Annotated in this window: 20 protein-coding genes and 1 riboswitch; of the genes, 12 read left to right on the forward strand and 8 right to left on the reverse strand. The window is 44.5% G+C overall.

Going from position 1 to position 24917, the window contains the following annotated elements; all coding sequences use genetic code 11:
* Positions 1–186 precede the first annotated feature (186 nt).
* Both dnaK and dnaJ read left to right on the forward strand, forming a co-directional pair.
* On the forward strand, positions 187–2100 hold the full coding sequence (gene dnaK, locus Q5H80_RS02925; protein ID WP_304568600.1) for a molecular chaperone DnaK: 1914 nt from the start codon (positions 187–189) through the stop codon (positions 2098–2100).
* Between the two features lie 283 nt (positions 2101–2383).
* Positions 2384–3529 (forward strand): molecular chaperone DnaJ, encoded by a 1146-nt coding sequence (gene dnaJ / locus Q5H80_RS02930; protein WP_304568602.1) that lies wholly within the window; start codon positions 2384–2386, stop codon positions 3527–3529.
* Positions 3530–3673: 144 nt separating this feature from the next.
* Here dnaJ and Q5H80_RS02935 read toward each other — a convergent pair whose 3' ends face one another.
* Positions 3674–4156: a type IV pilin protein gene (locus tag Q5H80_RS02935; protein ID WP_304568603.1), complete on the reverse strand. Its 483-nt coding sequence runs from the start codon at positions 4154–4156 to the stop codon at positions 3674–3676.
* A gap of 51 nt (positions 4157–4207) precedes the next feature.
* Between Q5H80_RS02935 and Q5H80_RS02940 the strand changes: the two genes are divergently transcribed.
* The 7 genes from Q5H80_RS02940 (at position 4208) to tadA (ending at position 11172) form a co-directional block, all read left to right on the forward strand.
* Positions 4208–4714 carry a GspH/FimT family pseudopilin gene (locus tag Q5H80_RS02940; RefSeq protein WP_304568605.1) on the forward strand — a complete coding sequence of 169 codons (507 nt, stop codon included), beginning with the start codon at positions 4208–4210 and terminating at the stop codon, positions 4712–4714.
* Complete coding sequence (locus Q5H80_RS02945) at positions 4695–5327, forward strand: PilW family protein (RefSeq protein ID WP_304568606.1); 633 nt, start codon at positions 4695–4697, stop codon at positions 5325–5327. The genes Q5H80_RS02940 and Q5H80_RS02945 overlap by 20 nt, the downstream gene beginning before the upstream one ends.
* Positions 5324–6634 (forward strand): hypothetical protein, encoded by a 1311-nt coding sequence (locus Q5H80_RS02950; protein WP_304568608.1) that lies wholly within the window; start codon positions 5324–5326, stop codon positions 6632–6634. Before Q5H80_RS02945 ends, Q5H80_RS02950 begins: the two co-directional genes overlap by 4 nt.
* The gene (locus Q5H80_RS02955) at positions 6624–7073 is read left to right on the forward strand and encodes a prepilin-type N-terminal cleavage/methylation domain-containing protein (RefSeq protein WP_304568610.1); all 450 of its coding nucleotides are present in this window, start codon (positions 6624–6626) and stop codon (positions 7071–7073) included. The genes Q5H80_RS02950 and Q5H80_RS02955 overlap by 11 nt, the downstream gene beginning before the upstream one ends.
* Positions 7074–7370: 297 nt before the next feature.
* A complete protein-coding gene (locus Q5H80_RS02960) occupies positions 7371–8933 on the forward strand; it encodes an AbgT family transporter (protein WP_304568612.1) in 1563 nt (520 codons plus the stop codon).
* 234 nt (positions 8934–9167) lie between these two features.
* Entirely contained in the window at positions 9168–10457 is a 1290-nt protein-coding gene (locus Q5H80_RS02965; RefSeq protein ID WP_304568614.1) for a hemolysin family protein, read from the forward strand.
* A gap of 76 nt (positions 10458–10533) precedes the next feature.
* Positions 10534–11172, forward strand: a complete 639-nt coding sequence (gene tadA / locus Q5H80_RS02970; RefSeq protein WP_304568615.1) for a tRNA adenosine(34) deaminase TadA — start codon at positions 10534–10536, stop codon at positions 11170–11172.
* Between the two features lie 61 nt (positions 11173–11233).
* Here the strand turns inward: tadA and Q5H80_RS02975 are convergent, their stop codons facing one another.
* Positions 11234–11368, reverse strand: coding sequence for a hypothetical protein (locus Q5H80_RS02975; protein ID WP_010438952.1), 135 nt, complete (start codon positions 11366–11368; stop codon positions 11234–11236).
* Between the two features lie 292 nt (positions 11369–11660).
* Entirely contained in the window at positions 11661–13229 is a 1569-nt protein-coding gene (gene mltF, locus Q5H80_RS02980; RefSeq protein WP_304568618.1) for a membrane-bound lytic murein transglycosylase MltF, read from the reverse strand.
* Positions 13230–13558: 329 nt separating this feature from the next.
* Between mltF and purL the strand changes: the two genes are divergently transcribed.
* Together purL and Q5H80_RS02990 are read left to right on the forward strand one after the other, a co-directional pair.
* Positions 13559–17473 (forward strand): phosphoribosylformylglycinamidine synthase, encoded by a 3915-nt coding sequence (gene purL / locus Q5H80_RS02985; protein ID WP_304568620.1) that lies wholly within the window; start codon positions 13559–13561, stop codon positions 17471–17473.
* A 346-nt stretch (positions 17474–17819) separates the two neighbouring features.
* Positions 17820–18410, forward strand: a complete 591-nt coding sequence (locus Q5H80_RS02990) for an ester cyclase (protein WP_304568621.1) — start codon at positions 17820–17822, stop codon at positions 18408–18410.
* Between the two features lie 137 nt (positions 18411–18547).
* Here the strand turns inward: Q5H80_RS02990 and dapD are convergent, their stop codons facing one another.
* The 5 genes from dapD to Q5H80_RS03015 all read right to left on the reverse strand — a co-directional run bounded on the left by dapD (position 18548) and on the right by Q5H80_RS03015 (position 23139).
* Positions 18548–19579 carry a 2,3,4,5-tetrahydropyridine-2,6-dicarboxylate N-succinyltransferase gene (gene dapD, locus Q5H80_RS02995; RefSeq protein WP_304568623.1) on the reverse strand — a complete coding sequence of 344 codons (1032 nt, stop codon included), beginning with the start codon at positions 19577–19579 and terminating at the stop codon, positions 18548–18550.
* Positions 19580–19838: 259 nt separating this feature from the next.
* Positions 19839–20480 (reverse strand): MarC family protein, encoded by a 642-nt coding sequence (locus tag Q5H80_RS03000; RefSeq protein ID WP_304568624.1) that lies wholly within the window; start codon positions 20478–20480, stop codon positions 19839–19841.
* Between the two features lie 222 nt (positions 20481–20702).
* A complete protein-coding gene (locus Q5H80_RS03005) occupies positions 20703–21692 on the reverse strand; it encodes a GGGtGRT protein (protein ID WP_304568625.1) in 990 nt (329 codons plus the stop codon).
* Positions 21693–21716: 24 nt separating this feature from the next.
* Complete coding sequence (locus Q5H80_RS03010; protein WP_076654648.1) at positions 21717–22409, reverse strand: iron-sulfur cluster assembly scaffold protein; 693 nt, start codon at positions 22407–22409, stop codon at positions 21717–21719.
* 195 nt (positions 22410–22604) lie between these two features.
* Positions 22605–22688, reverse strand: a riboswitch (Fluoride riboswitch).
* Positions 22689–22845: 157 nt separating this feature from the next.
* Entirely contained in the window at positions 22846–23139 is a 294-nt protein-coding gene (locus Q5H80_RS03015) for a YebG family protein (RefSeq protein WP_304568631.1), read from the reverse strand.
* 56 nt (positions 23140–23195) lie between these two features.
* On the opposite strand from Q5H80_RS03015, the gene Q5H80_RS03020 reads away from it, so the two are divergent.
* A complete protein-coding gene (locus Q5H80_RS03020) occupies positions 23196–24803 on the forward strand; it encodes a recombinase family protein (RefSeq protein ID WP_304568632.1) in 1608 nt (535 codons plus the stop codon).
* The last annotated feature ends 114 nt before the right edge of the window (positions 24804–24917 follow it).

Below are 24917 nucleotides of genomic sequence, written 5' to 3' on the forward strand. Positions count from 1 at the left end.
TGAAATAAATATAAAAAAATCCCTTTTCCCCCTTGAAAAGGCTTCGTGAGCCCTTATCTATGGTGCATACGAAAGCAAATTACATTTGCACTTTAATTTTGTGTATTAGGGTTGATTCCCTGATTACCACCCCCACATATGTGGGTATAGCAAAAAACTAAATAATATATATTCGGAGATGGCCTGATGGGTAAAATCATTGGTATTGATTTAGGTACTACTAACTCTTGTGTTGCTGTTCTTGACGGCGACAAACCACGCGTACTAGAAAATGCTGAAGGCGAACGCACAACAGCATCGGTAATCGCATACACTGAAGGCGAGACGCTAGTTGGTCAACCTGCAAAACGTCAAGCTGTTACTAACCCTCAAAACACACTATTCGCTATCAAGCGTCTAATCGGTCGTCGTTTTGAAGATGAAGAAGTTCAACGCGATATCGAAATCATGCCTTTTAACATTGTTAAAGCTGATAACGGTGATGCATGGGTTGAAGCGCAAGGCCAAAAAATGGCTGCTCCTCAAGTATCTGCTGAAGTTCTTAAGAAAATGAAGAAAACAGCTGAAGACTTCCTAGGCGAAGAAGTAACTGGCGCAGTAGTAACTGTTCCTGCTTACTTCAACGATGCTCAACGTCAAGCAACGAAAGATGCTGGCCGTATCGCTGGTCTAGATGTTAAACGTATCATCAACGAACCTACTGCTGCTGCTCTGGCTTACGGCCTAGACAAGCAAGGTGGTGATCGCACTATCGCTGTATACGACCTTGGTGGTGGTACATTCGATATCTCTATCATCGAAATCGATGAAGTAGAAGGCGAGAAGACTTTCGAAGTTCTTTCAACTAACGGTGATACTCACCTTGGTGGTGAAGATTTCGATAACCGCATGATCAACTACCTAGTAGATGAGTTCAAGAAAGAGCAAGGTATCGACCTTAAAGCTGATCCACTAGCAATGCAGCGTGTTAAAGAAGCAGCAGAAAAAGCGAAAATCGAGCTTTCTTCTACTACTCAAACGGATGTAAACCTACCTTACGTTACTGCTGATGCGACTGGTCCTAAGCACATGAACATCAAAGTGACTCGTGCGAAGCTTGAGTCTCTAGTTGAAGACCTAGTTCAACGTTCTCTTGAGCCACTAAAAGTTGCTCTAGCAGATGCTGACCTATCTGTAGGCGAAATCACTGACGTTATCCTAGTGGGTGGTCAGACTCGTATGCCTATGGTTCAAGCTAAAGTAACTGAATTCTTCGGTAAAGAGCCACGTAAAGACGTGAACCCTGACGAAGCTGTTGCAATGGGTGCTGCTGTTCAAGGTGGTGTACTAGCTGGTGAAGTTAAAGACGTTCTTCTTCTAGACGTTACTCCTCTATCTTTCGGTATCGAAACGATGGGCGGCGTAATGACTAAGCTTATCGAGAAAAACACAACTATCCCTACTAAAGCGGATCAAGTGTTCTCTACAGCTGAAGACAACCAAAGCGCAGTAACTATCCACGTTCTTCAAGGTGAGCGTAAGCAAGCGACTTACAACAAGTCTCTTGGTCAGTTCAACCTAGAAGGTATTCAACCAGCACCACGTGGCATGCCACAAGTTGAAGTAACATTCGACCTAGATGCTGATGGTATCCTGAACGTATCTGCTAAAGATAAAGCGACAGGTAAAGAGCAGAAGATCACTATCCAAGCATCAGGCGGTTTGTCTGAGGAAGAGATCGAAGCAATGGTTCAAGAAGCAGAAGCTAACAAAGAAGCTGACAAGAAGTTCGAAGAGCTAGTAACTGCACGTAACCAAGCTGACCAAATGATTCACGGCACTAAGAAGCAAGTAGAAGAAGCTGGTGAAGCTCTACCTGCAGACGAGAAAGCTAAAATCGAAGCAGCTATCGAAGCTCTAGAATCAGTTAAGTCTGGTGACGACAAAGAAGCTATCGACGCTAAAGTTCAAGAACTTATGCAAGCAGCTCAAAAGCTAATGGAAATTGCTCAACAGAAAGCTCAAGCTGAACAAGCTGGTGCTGACGCTGGTGAACAACCTAAGCAAGATGACGATGTGGTAGACGCAGAGTTTGAAGAAGTTAAAGACGACAAAAAATAATTTCGTCGCAGAGTAGCCTGATTTCGTTGTCGGAAGTGCTCACCTACTAGCGTAGGCTCCGCGCTTCCTCCTAGAACTCAAGCTATCTGCTTAGAAATTTGTCTCGAAAACTTATTAATACGGGCGTCAGAGGTAACTCTCACGCCCGTAAATTTGTATTTAGACTTGTCGATCTAGATAATAGCTTTATTCGGCGTTTCAGCCGGCAGAACTTTTATCTAGATTGATACACAGACTGCTGAAGTGATCATTCGGTAGTAGCAATTATTTGGTGACCTAGAACATGTCAAAACGTGATTTTTACGAAGTATTAGGCGTAAGCCGCGATGCATCAGAGCGCGATATTAAAAAAGCGTACAAACGCTTAGCGATGAAATTCCACCCGGACCGTAATCAGGGTGATGACAGCGCAGCAGACAAATTTAAAGAAGTAAAAGTAGCGTACGAGATCCTAACCGATTCTCAAAAGAAAGCAGCTTACGACCAATACGGCCACGCAGCTTTTGAACAAGGTGGCATGGGTGGCGGCGGTTACGGTGGCGGTGGCCAAGGTGACTTCGGCGATATCTTCGGTGATGTGTTTGGCGATATCTTCGGCGGCGGTCGTCGTGGTGGTGGTCAAGCGCGTGCACAACGTGGTTCTGATTTGCGTTACAACATGGAGCTTTCCTTAGAAGAAGCCGTTCGTGGTGTATCTAAAGAGATTGAAGTACCAACACTTGTTGAATGTGACATTTGTGATGGTAGCGGTGCTAAAACGGGTTCTTCTGCACAAACGTGTGGTACTTGTCATGGCCACGGCCAGGTACAAATGCGCCAAGGTTTCTTTGCGGTTCAACAGACTTGTCCTACTTGTAACGGTAAAGGCAAGCTCATCAAAGACCCATGTAACTCATGTCATGGTCAAGGTCGCAAACAGAAGACGAAAACGCTTAACGTTAAGATCCCAGCAGGTGTTGATACTGGTGATCGCATTCGTCTATCTGGCGAAGGCGAAGCAGGGGAGCACGGCGCTCCAGCTGGCGACTTGTACGTACAAGTACACGTAAAAGAGCACAACATATTTGAGCGTGACGGCAACAACCTTTACTGTGAAGTGCCAGTAAGCTTCTCTATGGCCGCTTTAGGTGGTGAAGTTGAAGTTCCAACACTGGATGGTCGTGTAAACCTTAAAGTGCCAGAAGAGACACAAACGGGCCGTATGTTCCGTATGCGTGGCAAAGGCGTGAAAGGCGTTCGTGGCGGCGGTGTAGGTGACCTAATCGTTAAGCTAGTGGTTGAAACTCCGGTTAAGCTAAGCTCTCGTCAAAAAGAACTACTGCGTGAATTTGAAGAAACATGTTGTGGTGAAGCGGCAAGCAAGCACAAGCCAAAATCTGAAGGTTTCTTCAGTGGCGTGAAAAACTTCTTTGATGACCTAACTAAGTAATCAGTTCAGTGATTTGATAGCTTAAGTTATTAATCAAAAATAAAAACCTGCTCATGTAGCAGGTTTTTTTGTGTCTGAAGATAGTGTTTTCAAAGTGATGTTAAACCTTTGGCTTCTGCTTTTACGCGGCTCTTGATTTCTACATTACTTCCAACACGCTTGAGGCTCTGAAACACCTGAGTGGTGCAATTCTAATACATCGTTTTTTGAATCTAGGCAGTCATCGTTCGTTTGTGGTGCGTGTGGTTCTGCTTGAATGGAATATGTGGTACTACTCGCTGAAATTGTTAGTGTGTATCGGCTCGTATCGGTGTCACAAAACGAACACGTCCCTCCAGAAACTATGTTTCCTGCAGCCGTGGCATAATTTCCGGCATAAGCGCTCTCAAGCTCAAGTTGAATTTTTGCCATATCTGCAATCGCTGTCATTCGATGCGATTTTAAAACATGACTTGTGTAGCTTGGGTAAGCTATTGCACTGAGTACCCCTACAATGGCAACAGCGATCAATAATTCGAGCAGTGTCATTCCTTTCAGACTTAAATTGTTGTTGTTACATGTTTTTATTCGAATCTTCACGAGTAGTTTCCTTTCATAACTCTGTCCATTTTTCTCGGGTGGTAGCATCGATGCAAGATTAAATATGCTTACGCACCTGTTTACATAGGGATTTGGGAAATGACTCGCGGGTTTACTTTATTAGAGCTGTTAATAACGATATCGATACTGTCGATATTGGTAGCGACGGCTGCTCCGAGTTTTAGTTCAGTCACCCAAACAGTCAAGATACAGCGCCTTGCAGGGGAGTTGAATGGTTTCTTAGTTCAGGCAAAGTCTGAATCTGTGAAAAGGAATCAAAAACTTTGGGTACATTTCTCGATGGCTAAGAATGAAGAGCAATCTACAGGGGAATGGGCTGTATGGTTGAAACCTACGGAAGATCTGTCAGGTGATACATTGCTGATGTTGTCGGGAGAGCCGTTTCGAGACTTATCGTTTTCTCATAACTATACCGGCGCAAAAATCAGTTTTGAAAGTGTAAGAGGAAGGCCTGCCAGAGGTACGATTTACTTGGCTCCTAAAAGAGCTTCAACCGACCGACTCTTGATTAAATTATCAAGCCCTCCGGGGCGAATTAGAGTGTGTGGCGAGTCGGGTGCTCTGCATGGCTATTATGCTTGCTAAGCCCAGAACCAGAAGCTTGCGAAAGCAAAAGGGCGCATCACTCATTGAGTTGATGGTGGCCTCAGTTATTGGTGTGTTCGCGATTTCTATTATCGGCAGCGTATTTATGACGGGACACAGAATAGCCAGAGATAAAGGCATTGAATTATTGCTGCTACAAAATCTTACGAGCACGATGCAGGTAATGAAAGAAGATATTCAACGAGCAGGCTACGATGGGTCAAATGGTGAATCTCTGAAGCTATTAGGTGCCGTTAACACGATTCATGTTAGCGGTGGTGTTGAGGTGGGGTTCGTTTATTTCAAAGAGGGATCAACTGACGGAAAAAACTACAGGAATATCGTGTATAAAAAGGAGGGGACTCGATTGAAAATTTGTGAAAAGGGCGTTCTTACTCCAGGGAACATTTTAGCCCATGAGCAAGTTACCTCATGCTACTCACTTTTCGACGATAGCATTATCTCCGTCGACGATTTATCAATATCCTCACAAGTGTTGAGCAAAAATGGGGTGAACACTACGCTCACTGATTTGAATATTGTTGCGTCAATTCCGAGTGCAGGGATCTCTAAAGGTGTCGCAATAACCGTTAAGCAAAGGAATTGGCAATGACCTCGGTAAAGCAGCAAGCTGGAGTGGCTACGTTGTTAATCACATCTGTTTTAGTATTGAGTGCTTTAATTGTTACTTTGGGCACCTATCGCAGTATTTTTCATCAAATTAAGGTCGCGCAGAATGAAGTTCAAGTCCGCAAAGCTCATTGGAACGCCGAGGCTGGTTTGGAGTGTGGTTTTACCTATATAGCTGAAAATGATCTCACGGCTATTCCCAATGATTTAATGAATCACTGTCAGCAGTCGAAAGTCCTTACGTTGAAATCAGATAACCTAACACCGAATATATTGGTGTCGAGTGCTCACTATTTATCCCTGAACAAAGAGATAAATTTTAACAATTCGTCGGGGCTAGGGGCGATGCAAACCAATTCGAGTTTGGAGTTTATTTCTGATCACAATATCGATATTACCCCAGATATTAGTCTTACTGCGGTCGGTGGTATTAACGAATGTGTGTCTGTTCGGTTCTTAGATAGTGTGATCTATAAAAACCAAGGCGGCGGGCGTTTAAAGACAATCACACCTACGGGCGGTACCCTTCCTTTTCCTACCTTTGAGTCTTGCCAACCGACAACCGATATTAACCGCAATGCAACCATTGATTCAGTTGGGTCATTGCCTTCAAATGCTTTTCAATCAGATTTCAAATTTGACCCAGCCATCGATACTTTCTCTAATTACTTTGGGGTATCTAAAACGTCAGAAAATATTGACCAGATTAAGCGTGATTATCATGTGATTGACCTTATTGACAGGACTGTATCTCCCCCCAAGCACATTGATTTAGTCAATGGAAAGTATCAAGGCAATAAGTGTAGCCAAGCGATTAATAATGCCTTTGCTAGTGGCAAAGAGAAGGTATGGGTGATAGGTGATTGCGTGGTCTATCACCCACCAATTAATGTGGTAGAACCTATCCCCGGTGTTATTACTCCACGTTCATTAGTGATTCAAGATGGCATCGTTGCGAACGGTAATGCAAGTGTGTTTGATGGCTCCTTTTATCACCTAAATGATATGAGCATATACGACGAACCAGCCTCCCCTGATGTTGATACGGACCTGTTGAGCGGCTTATGGACCAAAGTTCCAAATACGATACCTATCGCCGGCTTAGTGCAGAGCAATTCGGTTTATATTGGATTTGCTTCTTTTTTTCCCAAGGGAGGAATGTTCTTTGATTCAGTTGGCGGGCTATCGACAATTCAAGGTTCGATAAACTTAGATTACACAGGGGAATACAACCCCCATAGTGTTCCTTTGAAAGCCAAATGGAAGAAAGGATCATGGAGTGACTTATAAAAATTCAGGCTTTAGCTTGATAGAGGTCCTGATCTCTTTTCTATTGATCGGTATCGCTTCGCTAGGGCTGGTTAAGCTACAGGTTTATGCAGAACAAAAATCGGATTACGCGCTGCACAGTGTAGAAGCGCTTCATTTTGCTGAAAGGCAGATGGAGTATTATCGAACTCGTGTATCGGATATGGGGGGAGCTGTAGGGTTAATCCTTTTTACGGATCTCAATCAAGCGGATTACTGTCGCAATGCGACAAGTTCGGATCCTTTATCTGGTTTGTCGGGCTCTGGGTATACGATGAGCTGTGAGGTGACAAATGCCAGTGGTGCCTTGTCTCACGCTTTGAAAAACATTACGGTGACTGTTGCATGGCAAGATCGCATGAACCGTGCGCAAAGTATTCGCCTCGAAACTATGCTCTCCAAATACAGTGAGTTTGATTGATCTATTAAGCAAACGTTTACTGTATGCCAAGCCCCACGCTTCTCCCTTACTGATAGTTTTCACTCCTCGGACATTGTTTACGTGCCAGTTAAAACCCTGTATATGGAATGGTGTTTTTTGTGTTTTTATATTGTTGCTGTTGTACGGTATTTTTGCAAAATATGTCTCCATTTATGGAAAATGATGTGGAACCTTGTGCTTTTTAACAGCGACTTTAATAGAATATGTGCTGTACCAATAGGCCATGGTCAAAACTTATATTAGGCCTAAACAAACAACATCACATATGGAGTTACCATGAGTAACCAAGCCGTAAAAAAAGCACCATCGACTGATAAGATCAGTGGTATGGACCGCTTTCTAAACTTCATTGAACGCGCCGGCAACAAAATTCCAGATCCAGCAATTCTGTTCTTCTGGGCTCTAGTTATTGTATGGGTAGCATCTGCACTTTTATCGAACCTTTCATTCGACTTAATCAACCCTCAAACGGGTGCTGCTCTTGAAGTAAACAACCTACTTACTGGTGAAGCGCTTGCTAGCTTCCTAGCGAATATGGTTACCACGTTCACAGGCTTCGCACCGCTAGGCATCGTACTTGTTGCTATGCTAGGTGTTGGCGTTGCTGACTCTTCAGGCTTCATTACGACTGGCCTTAAGAAGATGCTTAACTTCACGCCAGCTAAGCTACTAACGCCAATGCTAATTCTTGTTGCTATCGTGTCTCACACAGCAGCAGATGCAGGTTACGTTCTAGTAATCCCTCTTGGCGGTATCATCTTCCACGCAGCGGGTCGTCACCCTCTAGCGGGTATTGCAGCAGCGTTTGCTGGTGTATCAGGTGGTTTCTCAGCGAACTTCATTCCTTCTGGTATTGATCCGCTACTAGCCGGTTTCACTCAAACAGCGGCAAACGTTCTTGACCCTGCATATGTGATTAACCCTCTAGCGAACATCTTCTTTACTGGTTTGTCTTCAATTCTAATTGTGGCAATTGGTTGGTACGTTACAGAGAAAATCATCGAGCCTCGCCTTGCTAATACGCCTGTAGATGAAGATGCAGAACAAGCACCTGATCTAGGTACGTTCACAGCCATTGAATCTAAAGCATTCAAATTCGCAGGTTGGGCAATGGTTGCAGGTATTGGTCTGCTTATCGCGGCTCTAATGCCTGAAAACTCAGCACTTCGTTCGCCTGAAGGTGAGTTAACGGCGTTCTCAGCACCAGTAATGAAGTCTATCGTTCCTCTGATCTTCATCCTGTTTATTATTCCGGGTATCGTTTACGGCCGTGTAGCGGGTACATTCAAGAATAGTAATGATGTTATCAAAGCAATGTCTGAGACGATGGCAACGATGGGCGCATACATTGTAATGTCGTTCTTCTGTGCTCAGTTCTTATCAGCATTTGCTCAATCAAACATCGGTACTATGCTGGCACTTTACGGTGCAGAAGGCTTGAAAGCGATGGACCTTCCAGGTGAAGCAACGGTTGTTGGTATGATTCTACTAACGGCTTCAGTTAACCTTCTTGTCGGTTCTGCTTCAGCTAAGTGGGCTCTTATTGGTCCAATCTTAGTTCCTATGTTAATGGTTGTGGGTATCTCTCCTGAGCTATCTCAAGCGGCTTACCGTGTAGGTGATTCAGTGTCTAACATCATCTCTCCACTAATGGTGTTCTTCCCACTGGTTGTTGTTTACTGTCAACGTTACGTTAAGTCGACAGGTATCGGTACTCTAGCTTCTCTAATGATGCCATTCTCGATTGCTATGCTAATCGGTTGGTCTATCTTCTTGCTAGGTTACTGGGCTCTTGGTATCCCGCTAGGTATCCAAGCTCCTTACACTTACACAATGTAAGATAAGTAAAGCTAAGCAATAGAAGCAAAAATCAGTAAGATAAAATCATCGAAGCCCGCACCGAAATGTGCGGGCTTTTTTTCACTATTTTTTTCGTTATTTTGTTATATCCCAGACTTTTTATATCCAAAACTTTCTATATCCAAAACTTTTTATACCCACAATAAACGCACTCAGCTTATACTCCGGATTACGGCTAATTGTTGGCCGGTAAATTTAGGAAATCCAAGCCACATGAAAATTCTGCTTTTAGTAGGGTTAATTGTTTTAAATGGTCTGTTTGCCATGTCAGAGATTGCACTGGTAGCAGCAAAAAATAGTCGGCTGAAACGCTTAGCCGAAAAACATCGCTCCGCTCAGGTTGCTCTAGAACTCAAAGAAAACCCAACCCGCTTCCTCTCTACAATCCAAATCGGTATCACGGTAATCGGCCTACTCAGCGGTATCGTGGGTGAGGCTACGTTATCAGCTCCACTTGCGGTTCAACTTGAACTGTGGGGACTCGATCCAACACAAGCGAATATCCTGTCTACCGCGGTAGTCGTTGTTGGTATTACTTACTTCGCGATTGTTGTGGGTGAGTTGGTACCAAAACGTTTTGCTCAATCTCAAGCTGAAAACATTGCTGTGCTAGTCGCGCTGCCTATCTTCTGGTTATCTAAAATTGCGACGCCGTTTGTGTTTGCGTTGTCGGCTTCTACGGAAGGTATTCTCAAGTTAATGGGACGTGGTGGCGAAGAAGACAGTGTGACTGAAGATGATATTCATGCACTCGTGAAAGAAGGCTCGGAATCTGGTGTGATTGAACGTGGCGAGCAAGAGATGATTCGTAATATCTTGCAGCTTGATGACCGTCTGGTGAGCTCTTTAATGACTCCACGTCGAGACGTCGACTTTCTGGATATTAGCCAACCGGTTGAGCAGATATTAAAAAAACTACGCAGTTCAAAGCATAGTGTATTTCCATTGTGCCAAGATCACCTCAATAAAGTGGTCGGTACGGTGTCAGCCAAAGCCTTATTGAATCAGGCGGGCAATTTAAATATTCAAGTGATCATGGGGCTATCTCGCTCTCCGATTTATGTTCCTGAATCGATGAAGGCTTTACGTCTGCTTGGCTATTTTAAAGAGTCGGGTACAGAGATGGCATTCATTGTTGATGAATATGGCGATGTTCAAGGCCTTGTGACTCATTACGATATCCTAAAGGCGATTGCTGGTGAGTTATCGAACAACCCTAAAGATCTTTGGACAGAGCAAGTGGAAGACGGTTTATTAGTGGATGGATTAATCCCTATCAGTGAGCTGAAAAATCGTTTAGAGCTGTCGGATTTTGAGGGTGAAACCGAGAGTTTTCAAACGTTAAATGGCCTTGTGACTTGGCTAATTGGACGCTTGCCGGATACTGGCGAAGTTGTTCAATACCAGCAGTGGCAGTTTGAAATTATCTCGGTCGAGAATAATCGCATTGTGAGTATCAAAGCGACGCGAATAGCCGATGACATAGAAGGTGCCAATAGCTAGCGATCCGCCTAACCAGTAAGCGGCTATTGTTCATTGTCTCTTATCTCTTTATTGTTCATTATCACGAAGATTAGGTATGCTTCACCGCATACCTATTTTCGTTTTTATCCTTTGTTTTCTGGAGATACCTTTGTCAGATCATCAATTCACCCCTCAAGATGAAATCTTCATGCGACGCGCCATCGAGGTAGCTAAGCAAGCAGAGAAAGAGGGAGAGGTTCCCGTTGGTGCTGTACTAGTGAAAGATGGAGAGATTATCTCAGAAGGATGGAATCGCTCGATTGGCAGCCACGATGCGACGGCACATGCAGAAATCGAAACCTTGCGTAAAGCAGGTCAAGCCTTGGAAAACTATCGCTTACTTGATACCACTTTATACGTCACGCTAGAGCCTTGCCCAATGTGCGCGGGTGCCTTGCTACACAGCCGAGTAAAGCGCATTGTATTTGGGGCTCCTGACTTAAAAGCCGGGTCGGCGGGGACGGTGTTAAACCTCTTTGAAAGCCAAGCTTCATACCACTATGCCGATGTTGAGCATGGCTTATTAGAAGCAGAGTGTCGCGAGCAGTTACAGGCGTTTTTCAAGCGCCGTAGAAAAGAGATCAAAGAGAAGCGAAAGCAAGAGCGTCTGTTGGAAGAGCAGCGTTTAGAATCCGATAAGGCAAGTAACAAGAATAACGTCAGTAACAAGAACAAGGTCTGTAACAACAAATAGCAGCAAGCTTTCGGCACTCTCAATCGCAAGAGTGCCAAGTAAACTTACTTGGTCATTACTTTTACTCAGCAATCATCTGCATGAAAGCACGGTTGCGCCAAATGATCTTCTTCTTATTATTTGAAAGCATACGCTTACGACGGTTGGCAGCAACGGTCTTATCAAGGCGTTTCGATTTCAGTTTGTTCTTCATCATTTCAACGATTTCCTATTTGTCGTCTGGCTTTGTAATTATGACTTCAGTTTTAATTATAGTAGTTATTTGTTTATAAGCTCTGCCACGAACTTAGCGTTAGCTTTCTGAACCAGTATCGTGATGGCTAAGAGTTGAATGCCACCGAGCATTATGTCGCTTATGGTGTGACGTTATAAAGTTCGATTGTTACTGCAATATGACACACTGGATATCACAGGCGTTTTGTTTGTTTTGATCATTTATCGTGATGCAATAAAAAAGAGCAATGCTAAATGGCATTGCTCTTTTTCTGTTATTTGGAAGACTCTGCGTCGTTCACTGCGGATTCAGCCTCACTGATTGTTGATTCAGCATCTGAAACCTCTAGCGGTGGGATAACTACCAAACCTTCAAGGCTCGCTTCTTCCTCTTTATTACGCTTATTTACATGGCCAATAATGCTCTGATAATAACGGCGAATGTTCTCGACGTAATTCCTTGCTTCATCACCACGCGCATACCCGTAACGAGTTTTGCTGTAGTACTTCTTCTGTCTTAGCAGAGGAAGTCTGTCTTTCACATCACCCCAAGCATCAGGATCTCCGCCTTGTGCTTTGGTTAAGCGACGAGCATCCATCATGTGCCCGTAACCTACGTTATATGAGGCAAGCGCAAACCAGATCTTCTCGTGTTGAGTGATTGAATCTGGTACTCGATTCACGATACGTCGCAGGTATTCAACACCGCCTTGTACCGACTGTTTCGGGTCGAGACGATTGGTTACACCAACGCTCTTCGCAGTAGGCAGTGTCAACATCATCATGCCTCTAACACCCGTTGGAGAGCGCGCGACCGGGTTCCAGTGTGACTCTTGGTATGCCAAAGCTGCAATCAAGCGCCAGTCAAATTCTTGTGAGTACTTCTGAAACAGCGGAGACCATTTTGGCAGCTTGCTATCCAATGCGCGGATAAATGCACGAGTATCAACGTAATCAAAGGTGCCGATATGGCCGATGTATTTTTCTTCCAGTGAAGCCAGTTCACCAGACTGTTTTAGGTTACCAAAGAACTCAATCAGTAATGCATAAAGGCTTTCATCTTCAGACTTTTGTAAATACCAAGAGATAGGTTGATCTTCTGTCAGCTCAAAAGCTAAGGCTACGTCTGGGTATAAACGTTGTGCGAGCGACAACTCAATCGAGTCCGCAACAGTAAACAAGCGCTCACCAGTAGAGACTTCCTTTAGCAGGTCGTTGATGTCAGCATTACCTATTGCATCATAGATAAAGTCATCGTGCTTGTTCTGGATCTGTTTTAGCGTTGGCTCAAAGTGTGAGTCCTTCACTACCACCAAAGATGGCGTCAATGTTTCGGTAGATGCAGGCTCTTCTGATTCAGTTTGTGCTTTTACGAAATCAGCTTGACGCTTATTCTCGAACTTGATCAGTTGTTGAAGGTTTCTTGGGCGCCACTGTCCTTTTTTATACACCACTTGTTGGCTTACATAGTAATAGGCGGGCGCGGCGCGATAAGCGCGTGTCAGGTTATTGTTTTGCGTTAACCCTGTCGCGATAAGATCGATCTCGCCTTTCTTTAAGGCTGGGAATAGGCCGGATAAACGATAAGCGGGTTTAATCTCAAGCTGTACACCAAGCTCCTGCGCAAATTCACGAGCTAACTCGTAATCCAAACCAGCAGGGCCATCGGGACCAATGTAATAAGAGAGTTGGTTATTTAGGGTGCCGACGCGAAGAACGCCTCGCTCTCGTATCTGCTCAAGGACACTTTTAGGTTCTGACTCAATCTGGCATCCAGCCAACCCAACTAGGGCAATGGCAAGCAGAAGGAACTTAGACGAAAAGATGAGCGTAAATTTAGGCATCAAAATGAAATCTCGAAAAGTGGAAGCCCCTTTATACCAAACCCCGCAAGGCTGGCAAAGCAGGTTTATTTAAACAGTTGTAAAAGTGCTGATAAATGCAGCAAAAGTACCATTTACGCAGAAAGATAAAAAAAATCACGCAAACGGTTGCTTTTGGTGTTACGTCACAAAAAGAAATGCTTTATAATGCGCTCGCATTGAAGAGGTGGAATCGGCATAGGTTTGGCAACCTTCGGGAATAGCTTCGAAGAAAACAGTTAGGTTGTTCCTATAACCCACTGAATTTATTCCAATACTACCTTAATCAACTGCATAAGAGACCTAAGCACATGAGAATTTTGCGTGGCTCCCCAGCTCTATCTGAGTTTCGTGTTAACAAGCTTTTAGAGCTTTGTCGTGAATTAAGCTTACCTGTAACAGGTATTTACGCTGAGTTTGCTCACTTTGCTGATCTAACGGCAGACTTAGATGAGTCTGAAGTTGAGAAGCTAGAAAAGCTACTGACTTACGGTCCAACGATTGAAGAGCATGAACCTGAAGGTTTACTGCTACTTGCAACGCCACGCCCGGGCACTATCTCGCCTTGGTCTTCAAAATCAACAGATATCGCACACAACTGTGGACTGGCTAAAGTGTCACGTCTAGAGCGCGGTACTGCTTTCTACATTGAAACCTCTGCTGAACTTTCTGAGCTTCAACTTGTTGAGCTGAAAGCAATCCTGCACGACCGTATGATGGAAGTGGTTTTCACTGACTTCGAATCAGCGGCGGCACTATTTACCGTGGCTGAGCCTGCTCCTTATGCGGAAGTTGACCTATTAACTGGCGGACGTAAAGCGCTTGAAAAAGCAAACGTTACCCTAGGTCTTGCACTTGCAGAAGATGAGATCGATTACCTTCTTGAAAGCTTCACCGAGAAGCTAGGTCGTAACCCGACTGATATCGAGCTAATGATGTTTGCACAAGCGAACTCAGAGCACTGTCGTCATAAGATCTTTAACGCTGATTGGACTATCGATGGCGTTAAGCAAGAAAAATCATTGTTCAAGATGATTAAGAACACCTTTGAAACGACACCAGAACACGTTCTGTCTGCTTATAAAGATAACGCAGCAGTAATGACAGGTTCTGAAGTCGGTCGTTTCTTCCCAGATCCAGAAACTCGCCAGTACAACTATCACCAAGAGAAAACACACATCTTGATGAAAGTTGAAACGCACAACCATCCAACGGCAATCTCTCCATGGCCGGGCGCATCAACAGGTTCAGGCGGTGAAATCCGTGATGAAGGCGCGACTGGTATTGGTGGTAAACCAAAAGCGGGTCTGGTTGCTTTCTCTGTATCTAACCTTAAGATCCCGAACTTCGTTCAACCTTGGGAAACTGACTTTGGTAAGCCAAGCCGTATCGTTACTGCTTTGGATATCATGCTTGAAGGTCCTCTTGGTGGAGCAGCATTCAACAACGAATTTGGTCGTCCAAACCTATTGGGTTACTTCCGTACTTACGAAGAGAAAGTAAACTCTCACGCAGGTGAAGAAGTACGTGGTTACCACAAGCCAATCATGCTGGCTGGTGGTCTAGGTAACATTCGTGATGATCATGTTCAGAAGAAAGAGATCCCAGTTGGTGCGAGCCTAATCGTTCTTGGCGGTCCTGCAATGAACATCGGCCTTGGTGGCGGTGCTGCATCTTCAATGGATTCTGGTTCTTCTTCTGAAGATTTAGATTTTGCTTCTGTACAGCGTGAAAACCCAGAGATGGAACGTCGTTGTCAGGAAGTGATTGACCGTTGTTGGCAGCTTGGTGATGCGAACCCAATCGCATTCATCCACGATGTGGGCGCAGGCGGTATCTCGAATGCCCTTCCTGAGCTAGTAGACGACGGCGAGCGTGGCGGTATCTTCAACCTACGTGACGTGCCAAACGATGAGCCGGGCATGAGCCCACTTGAGATCTGGTGTAACGAATCTCAAGAGCGCTACGTAATGGCGGTTGCTGATAAAGACATGGCAACATTCGACGCGATTTGTAAACGTGAACGCGCACCTTACGCAGTGGTGGGTAAAGCAACAGAAGAACGTGATCTTAAATTAGAAGATTCACACTTCGACAACACGCCGATCGACATGCCAATGGACATCCTGTTAGGTAAAACACCTAAGATGCACCGTGATGCGAAAACGCTAAAAGCAAACAATCCTGCGATTGACCGTTCTGGTATCGAACTAAACGAAGCGGTTGACCGTATTCTTCGCCTACCAACAGTGGCAGAGAAAACATTCCTTATCACTATCGGTGACCGCTCGGTAACTGGCCTTGTTGCTCGTGACCAAATGGTTGGCCCATGGCAGGTTCCTGTAGCTAACTGTGCTGTAACGGCAGCAAGTTACGACTCTTACCACGGTGAGGCGATGTCTCTTGGTGAGCGTACGCCAGTGGCACTTCTAGACTTTGGCGCATCAGCTCGTCTAGCGGTTGGTGAAGCAATCACTAACATCGCAGCGACGAACATCGGCGATATCAAACACATTAAATTGTCGGCTAACTGGATGTCTCCAGCGGGTCACCCTGGTGAAGATGCAGGTCTTTACGAAGCGGTGAAAGCTGTCGGTGAAGAGCTATGTCCAGCACTGGGTCTAACTATCCCAGTGGGTAAAGATTCAATGTCGATGAAGACCAAGTGGGAAGAGAACGGCGAACAGAAAGAAGTCACTTCTCCGCTATCTCTTGTTATCACTGCGTTTGCTCGTGTTGAAGACGTTCGTAAGACGATTACGCCGCAGCTTCGCACTGACAAAGGTAATTCTTCTCTAGTTCTTATCGACCTAGGTAACGGCCAAAACCGTCTAGGTGCAACAGCGCTTGCACAAGTTTACAAGCAGCTTGGTGATAAGCCAGCAGACGTAGACAACGCAGCGCAACTAAAAGGTTTCTACGAAGGCGTTCAAGCACTAGTAGCAAACGATCAAGTTGTGGCTTACCACGATAAAGGCGATGGCGGTCTATTCGTAACGCTAGCTGAAATGGCGTTCGCAGGTCACTGTGGTGTTAATGCTGATATTGCAGCGCTTTTATCTGCATCAGAGAACAGCGAAGATACGCTAGCAGTACTCTTCAACGAAGAGCTAGGTGCGGTAATTCAAGTTCGTAACGATGACCTAGATGCTGTTCTTTCTACACTTGCTGCAAACGGTCTAGAAGCGTGTTCACACGTAATCGGCTCTGTTGAAGCATCTGATGAGCTAGTGATTAAGTCTGGTGCAGACGTTGTAATCCAACGTAACCGTACTGAACTACGTACTATCTGGGCTGAGACGACGCACAAGATGCAAGGTCTACGTGATAACCCAATCTGTGCAGACCAAGAACACGAAGCGAAGAAAGACAATTCAGACCCAGGTCTGAACGTGAAACTAAGCTTCGACGTTAACGAAGACATCGCTGCACCGTTTATCAACACTGGCGCTAAGCCTAAGATGGCAATTCTACGTGAGCAGGGGGTTAACTCTCACGTTGAAATGGCAGCAGCATTCGACCGCGCAGGCTTCGAAGCGACTGATATTCACATGAGCGATATCCTAACGGGTCAAGCGGTACTAGAAGAGTACAACGGCCTTGTGGCTTGTGGTGGCTTCTCTTACGGTGACGTACTAGGTGCTGGTGAAGGTTGGGCTAAATCAGTTCTGTTTAACGATTCTACTCGTGACCAATTTGAAAACTTCTTCAAGCGTGAAGATACTTTCTCGCTAGGTGTGTGTAACGGTTGTCAGATGTTGTCTAACCTGCGTGAACTGATTCCGGGTGCAGAGTACTGGCCACGTTTCGTTCGTAACGAATCAGAGCGTTTTGAAGCTCGTTTCAGCCTAGTTGAAGTTCAGAAGTCTGATTCTGTGTTCTTCAACGGTATGGAAGGTTCTCGTATGCCAATCGCAGTTTCTCACGGTGAAGGCCGCGTAGAAGTGCGTGACAACGACCACCTAAACGCGATTGAAAATTCAGGTACGGTTGCTCTACGTTACGTTGATAACAACGGTAACCAAACGCAACAATACCCGAACAACCCGAATGGTTCGCCAAATGCTATTACTGGCCTAACAACGACCGATGGCCGTGTGACTATCATGATGCCTCACCCAGAGCGTGTATTCCGTACGGTTGCTAACTCTTGGTCTCCAGAAGGTTGGGGCGAGAATGGTGCTTGGATGCGTATGTTCCAAAACGCACGTAAGAATGTGGGTTAATTTGATTCATTAAACGAATCGTTTTAAAAGCTAACGAAAGCGCAGACCGAAAGGTTTGCGCTTTTTTTTGTTTAGTGGTGAGAGTCGTTATTTCGAGATGATAGGAGCTGTTAAGTTCGAATTCATTTGTAGGGGATTCGCCGGAATGATTACTCATTTAGTCAGTCATTAACCAATTTATATTCTTTGCTCTGTAAGTTCATGATAATTGAGTTATCGAATCATAAGTCTCACGATTATTCTTAAATGGAGAATAATCATTTCTTAGTGTGATGGTTTTTCTTTAAATGTAATGGAATTAGAATGATTTTCGTCAAGCAAATACTTACAATACTAGGAAGATCCAATGAAAAATTTCTTACTCCCACTTACTCTACTTATCTCTTTAAGCAGTGCATCTGCTTTTGCTGGAAATGATGATGTTAAGGTATTAAAAGCAAAGATTAACCAGCTAGAAGAAAAGGTCGCAATGTATGAAGCTGAAAAGACGCTCGAAGCGGCCAATGTAGCTCGGTACGACAAAATGGATTTAGTCGCTTTTACAAATCATGATCTGGATATGATAGGTGACCTTCATGCTGCTGATGTCAAAGTTATTAATCCTGATGGTTCTCTTACTTCAGGATGGGAACATAATCATAAAGCGGAAATGGAATGGCTTTTTAGCACTTATTCTGATGTCAAGATCACTGAGCACCCGATCAAGTTTGGATCCGGTGACTGGACAGCTGGCATGAGTGTTATTAAGGGGACTTGGGATACACCTATGCCATTGATAGATGGCCGAGTACTCAAGCCAACCGGCAAAGCGTTCAGTACACATATCGTTACATTAGTTCGTTGGGAAGATGGTCAGATTGCTGAAGAATACCTTATGTGGGACAACATGGATTGGTACGGACAAATCGGTGCACTTGAAGCTATTATTGGTAAATAATAAGGTTCATTACGGATTAGCAGGAGCTTTAAACAAGAACGCTAGTCAGTGATATGATTTAGCTGTCAAAAACTACTGTTTTCATACAAAACCGCCGAAGTTTACTTCGGCGGTTTAATGTTTTAGCTAAACGGAAATTAGTTGTTGCTGTGTAGCTCGCTGTTCAGTTCAACAGCGGACTTGTTCGCTAGACATTCGATTTGACCAGTGATCGAGTTGCGACGGAACAGAAGATCAGAAACGCCAGCTAGGTCGCGAGCTTTAATGATTTCTACTTCGTTGCCTTCTTTATCTAGCATGCGAACCTTAGTACCCGCAGTCACGTAAAGGCCAGACTCAACCGTACAACGGTCGCCCATTGGGAAACCAAGACCAGCGTTTGCGCCTAGTAGGCAGTTTTCGCCGATAGAGATAACCATAGTACCGCCACCAGATAGCGTACCCATGATAGAAGCGCCGCCGCCGATATCAGAACCGTTACCTACAACAACACCCGCAGAGATACGACCTTCAACCATGCTCACACCGGTAGTACCTGCATTGAAGTTGATGAAACCTTCGTGCATTACTGTTGTACCTTCACCCACATGTGCACCAAGACGAACACGAGAAGTGTCAGCAATACGAATACCTGTTGGTACCACGTAATCCACCATTTTAGGGAACTTGTCTACGCAATCTACAGACAGAGCGCGACCAGCAAGGCGAGCTTCGATTTGACGCTCAGCTAGCTCTGGAAGATCGATAGGGCCTTCGTTTGTCCATGCGATGTTGTGCAGTAGACCGAAGATGCCGTCTAGTACCGTACCGTGTGGTTGTACTAGGCGGTTAGAGATAAGTTGTAGCTTTAGGAAGCCTTCAGAAACAGATGCTGGCTTCTCGTCAGTTGCAAGAACAACAAGAACAAGTGGCTGCTCAGATGCTGCTGCTTTTTCTGCGAAAGATGCGTTTGCAGCATCGTCGTTTGCTGCGAATGCTTTCGCTAGTTCTGCGCTTTGTGCAGCAGAGATTTCGATAGCTTGATTACCTTCAGTGTAACCTGCAACTTCACCAACAGCCGCAACAAGAGCGTCGCTTGGGTTTAGAAGTGGGTTAGGGAAGAACGCTTCAATGATTTTATTGTCGCGGTTTTTGGTTGCCGTACCGAAGGCTAGTGAAAAGTAAGCCATGTTGAATCTCCATGTGTTGAGTCTTGATTTTGCTATTCCATAAGAGCGACTCGAATAACAAGCGCTGCCGTTAGCAAAGTTAATTTAATTCCGTTCATCATAAAGAGAGCGCCCTCGTTATGAAAGGGCGCATTAGGATAAAGTCTGTAAAATGATATTGCTTGTCTTTCTGGAGATAGTTTTCTGCAATGAGAAAGTGTTGTAGATCAACACCAGTTGGCTTGTAATTTAATCAATACTCTCGTTTGAATCGTCTTCTCTAAACAAACAGCGCCTTATAAGCCTGTTCAATCCCTTCAATCAGCATCTGCATACCGATGACTGCGAGTATCAAACCCATCATTCGGGTTATCACGTTTAATGCACTTGGTCCGACAGCTTTAACAAATCGCTCGCCGAATACAAACAAGATATAGGTTAAGGTACATAGCAGGCCGAAAGCGACGATGGTTATGATGGTTTCATAGACCCCCTCGGTACTGGCAAAGTTCATTGCAGTGGCAATGGTGCCGGGGCCTGCGAGAATTGGCATTGCCAGCGGTGAGACGGCGATACTTAGCGCAGCGTCTTTCTGGGCGTCTGAGTTCACTTTCTCTTTTGCTTTGGCATGTGTTGAATCACCTTGCAGCATGTGGAAGCCAATCAAGAACACTAGGATCCCGCCAGTGATGCGAAGTGCGTAAAGTGTGATACCAAATAGGTCGAAGATGAGTTTACCCGACACAGCAAAAGTACTGACGATTATGAAGGCGATGAATACCGAGCGGAAAGCGATCGATTTGACTGTTTCCCTGTCATTGTCACCGGTTAATCCAAGAAAAATTGGCGTATTAGCGATAGGGTTCATAATGGCAAAAAAGCCCATGAACACGGTAATGGTATGAATGATGAGCTCTTTCATATTATTCCTTTGAAAAGATACGGTTAAATACAAATGGTTGTGTATTTAATCTTAGATACAAATAATTATTAGGAATAGATAGTAGAGCAAGTATGGATAAAAAACAGCCAGCATAAGGCTGGCTGTTTGGTTTTAGTGATAGGTGTAGAGTTTTGGTCGTCCGTTATTACTTGTTTCTCAGTTTACGGACTCTATTCCATGGGTAGATTGTGCTGCTCAACTTTATGCATTTTGAAATTCGCTCACTGCCACAGCCAATGCAACCGTCGCACCGACCATTGGGTTGTTACCCATGCCGATGAAGCCCATCATTGCTACGTGAGCAGGGACAGAAGAGCTACCTGCGAACTGAGCATCAGCGTGCATTCTGCCCATGGTATCTGTCATGCCGTAAGACGCTGGGCCTGCTGCCACGTTATCTGGGTGTAAAGTTCGACCTGTACCACCGCCTGAAGCAACTGAAAAGTATGGCAAGCCTTGACGAGTACGCTCTGCTTTGTAGATACCCGCAACTGGGTGTTGGAAGCGTGTTGGGTTGGTTGAGTTCCCCGTGATACTTACGTCTACCTCTTCTCGGTGCATGATCGCGACACCTTCACGAACATCATCGGCGCCGTAACACAAGATGTCGCCGCGAGGGCCTTGTGAGAAACGGCGACGTTCTGTTTCAACAAGCTCACCCGTTTGGTAATCGTATTGAGTACGAACATAGGTAAAACCATTGATGCGAGAAATTAAGTAAGCCGCATCTTTACCTAGACCATTTAGTATTACCTTCAATGGGTTGTGACGTGATTTGTTGACGTTGAGTGCGATTTTTATTGCACCTTCTGCAGCAGCAAAAGATTCATGGCCCGCAAGGAAAGCAAAACAATGGCTTTCTTCATTGAGAAGACGAGCAGCTAGCGCGCCATGGCCAATACCGACTTGGCGTTGTTCGGCAACACTGCCGGGTTTAGTAAATGCTTGAAGGCCTTCACCAATGATATTCGCTGCTTGTTCTGCGCTGGTGGCTTTACGAAATATTGCTAGTGCTGAGCCAAGGATATAAGCGTCGGCAGCACTTTCAAAAGCGATTGGTTGGGTGTCCATCACCAAGGCTTTTGGATCAACGTTGTGGGCTTTGCAGTATTGGTTCGCTTGCTCTAAAGAGTCGAAGTTCATTTCTGCCAATACGCGAGTTACTGATTCATTAAATTGAGTGTTCATCATATCTTTCCTCTAAATTGGCAAAAATTATTGTTGGCGTGGGTTAATGGTGGTAACGGCTTCATCGAAGCGACCATAAGTCCCTGTAGCAAGGTCGGCCGCTTCATTGGCTGGCACACCTTGATTAATCGCTTTCATCATTTTTCCGAGGTTGAGATACTCGTAACCAATCACTTCGCTGTGGTCATCAAGTGCAAGCTTGGTCACGTAACCTTCGGCTAGCTCAAGGTAACGAACGCCTTTCGCTGCGGTTGAGTAGCTGGTACCCACTTGGCTACGTTGTGTTTGACCTAGGTCTTCTAATGCGGCGCCAATTTCTAGGCCGCCTTCAGAGAATGCGGATTGAGTTCGACCGTAAACAAACTGCAGGAAGATTTCGCGCATGGCTACGTTGATCGCATCGCAGACCAAGTCTGTATTGAGTGCTTCGAGAATGGTTTTTCCAGTGAGGATTTCAGCAGCCATCGCGGCAGATTGCGTCATGCCAGAGCAGCCGATAGTCTCGATTAGCGCTTCTTCGATGATGCCGCTTTTTACGTTCAGTGTTAGTTTTGCGGCACCTTGTTGTGGTGCACAAGTGCCCACGCCATGGCTTAAACCAGAAATAGCGATGACATCTTTTGGGCTAACCATTGCGCCTTCAACTGGAATTGGAGCTGAATTGTGAAGATCACCCCTTTGAATAGGGCACATTGATTGAATTTCTGAAGAGTAGTGCATATTGTTTTCTCACTTATTAGAGCCATTTAAGACCTAGGGCGTTGAGAAAACAGGACGTGTTGGAAGAGGTGCGGCTAATTCACTACAGATCTTGAGTATCGATAATCCAAAGGTGTCATGAAGCTCGGTCTGGATAGACTAAGTCCATTTCAAAATGGAGGAATAGCGATACATCCAACAGTATTACCTGTTTTCGATTCTGTAGGAGTCATTAGCACGGTTCAAAAGAACGGGCGGTTGAAGCGAAAGCTTAGGTGGAACCCCATCACCTGATGGCTATAGGTTAGATCTTTATCACACTTTTGTGCAAGCGAATGTTTAGAGCGATTTCGACTATAAACAGAGTTCATTATATTTCGACAAGTATAAAAAAACGCCAATTACGACCTCTGTCTATAGAGAGTAATTGACGTTTTTTAGAAAAAAATCAAGCTAATTAAGCGGCATCTTCTTCTGCGTCTTCAACAGCTTCAAGCTTCTTTTCTTTTTTCGGAGCTGGTTTACGCTTAGCACCTAATGCGTAAAGAACTTCTTCTTTGTTCTTCGCTAGGTACATTGCAAGCTCTTCTTGCTTGCCTTCATCTTCAACTAAATCGCTTTTGCTTAACAGTTCAAAAAGCTCATCAGCCATATCCAGCATTTTGTCGTATGCGTCAGCTTCGGCTTTAGAGGTAAAAGTCATTTTCTCTTCTCCGTTGCGTTCGACCACGTACTTGACGATAACAGTCATCGTAGTTTATTCCCCTAAGTGGTAAGGTTATCTAAGGTCAGTATAAGGTTTATTTTATGGAATTTACAGGTAGGGATGCAATCCCTTACGCAAGATTTAGCTCAGATCAACAAAGTGATGGTTCGAGCCTAGAAAGGCAGGGTGATGTGTTCGAGTCGTTCATAGTTGCAACGGGTGTTAACCCTAGGCGTGACCTAGCTATGGACGATAAAGGTAAGTCAGCTTTTACAGGTAAAAACGTGCTAGAGAACGGAGCGTTAGGTAACTTTATCTATAAGCTTGAGCAGGGTGAACTTGTTCTACATAAAGCACCATTGCCGCTTCTAGTAGTTGAAGAAGTTGACCGACTTACACGACTAGAACCAGATGATGGTGAAGAACTTTTACTACGTCTTATGCGTTATGTTGATGTATGTGTTGTTGAACCTAATGGTACGAGTTATCAGGTGTTTTCACGCAAGGGTAACGGTTCAGATATTGGATCTAAGATACTGCTAATACTTAAAGTGTATGGGGCGCATGACTACAGTAAGAAATTAAGTAAGCGCATAGGTGATGCCAGTAAACGCTCACTTACAAACGCAGTAACTAACAAAACCCCTTATATGTCTGGTTCATATCCGTTCTGGCTTAGTAGAACCAAAGAACAGTATACGGTTGTGCAAAAGTGGGTTGATATTGTTATTGATGCGCTTGAGCTAGTAGCTAGTGGTTTAACACCAAAGTACGTAGCGGCAAAGTTGAACGAGAAAGGATACCCAACACCGAGCAAGAAACGCATAGATGGTGTTATCAGTGAGAGCACAGAGCTATGGAGTCGTTCACGAGTGGTTAACCTGTACAAAGATAACCGTGTAATGGGTTATATGACATCATCAAACCTAGATAAGCCCTTGTTGCTGTATCCACCAATAGTAAGTGAAACCTTATTCAACCAAGTTTTGAGCGTTACTGGCACTAGAACGGTAACTAAGAGACAGAGAACTAGAAAGATAACGTCAATATTTGATGGTCTTTCATACTGTTTTGAATGCGGTAGCAAGATGTATACGGATATCAGAAAGAAGAACGGTGTAATGCACGAAATTCGCATTCGTTGCGCTAGTAAGAACCGTCTAGCGGCTTCAGATAACCCATGTACGAACAGCAACATGACGGGGAAAATGTACGAACCCGCACTACTAGAACTTATTTCTGACAAGTTGAGCATTGAAGACTTCAAAGTTGAGCGGGATGATACCCAAGAAAACGTTATTCGTTCGCGTATAAGTGTTCTGGAAACGAATCTATCAGAGTTTGATACGTTACTGGAAACGGACGGTACTAACATCGAATGGTTGAAAGCTAAGGGTTTTGTATCTAAGGAACTGAACGAACAGATAGATAAGCTTAAATCGCTAAACGTTGTTGAAGTTCGAGAGCAGGATTTTGAAGAAGTTGAACGGTTGAAGCATGAATCTTTAATCTACGATAACACCGAATCAAGACAGAGAATGAACGCACTTTTAGGTTCACTAGTATCTAGAATAGAACTGTTTAAGAGTGGACGTGAGAGCAACATGATACTGATTCAATTGAAGAATGGAGCTAGGAGAATGTACCTATCTAACCAACATACGGACGGTTGGCACTTGTCGAACCTAGACCATTCTTTAGAGAAATAAGTGAATGTCGAATACTTATTAAACTTGCTTAAGGGTTGTTTGTGATTTGAGTCACGCTTTTGAGCTCTGTTTTCGTCAATTCTGCAATAACTCCGAAATCTAGTGTTATAGCAA

It is taken from the genome of Vibrio sp. SNU_ST1 (genome assembly GCF_030563405.1).
Classification (GTDB): domain Bacteria; phylum Pseudomonadota; class Gammaproteobacteria; order Enterobacterales; family Vibrionaceae; genus Vibrio.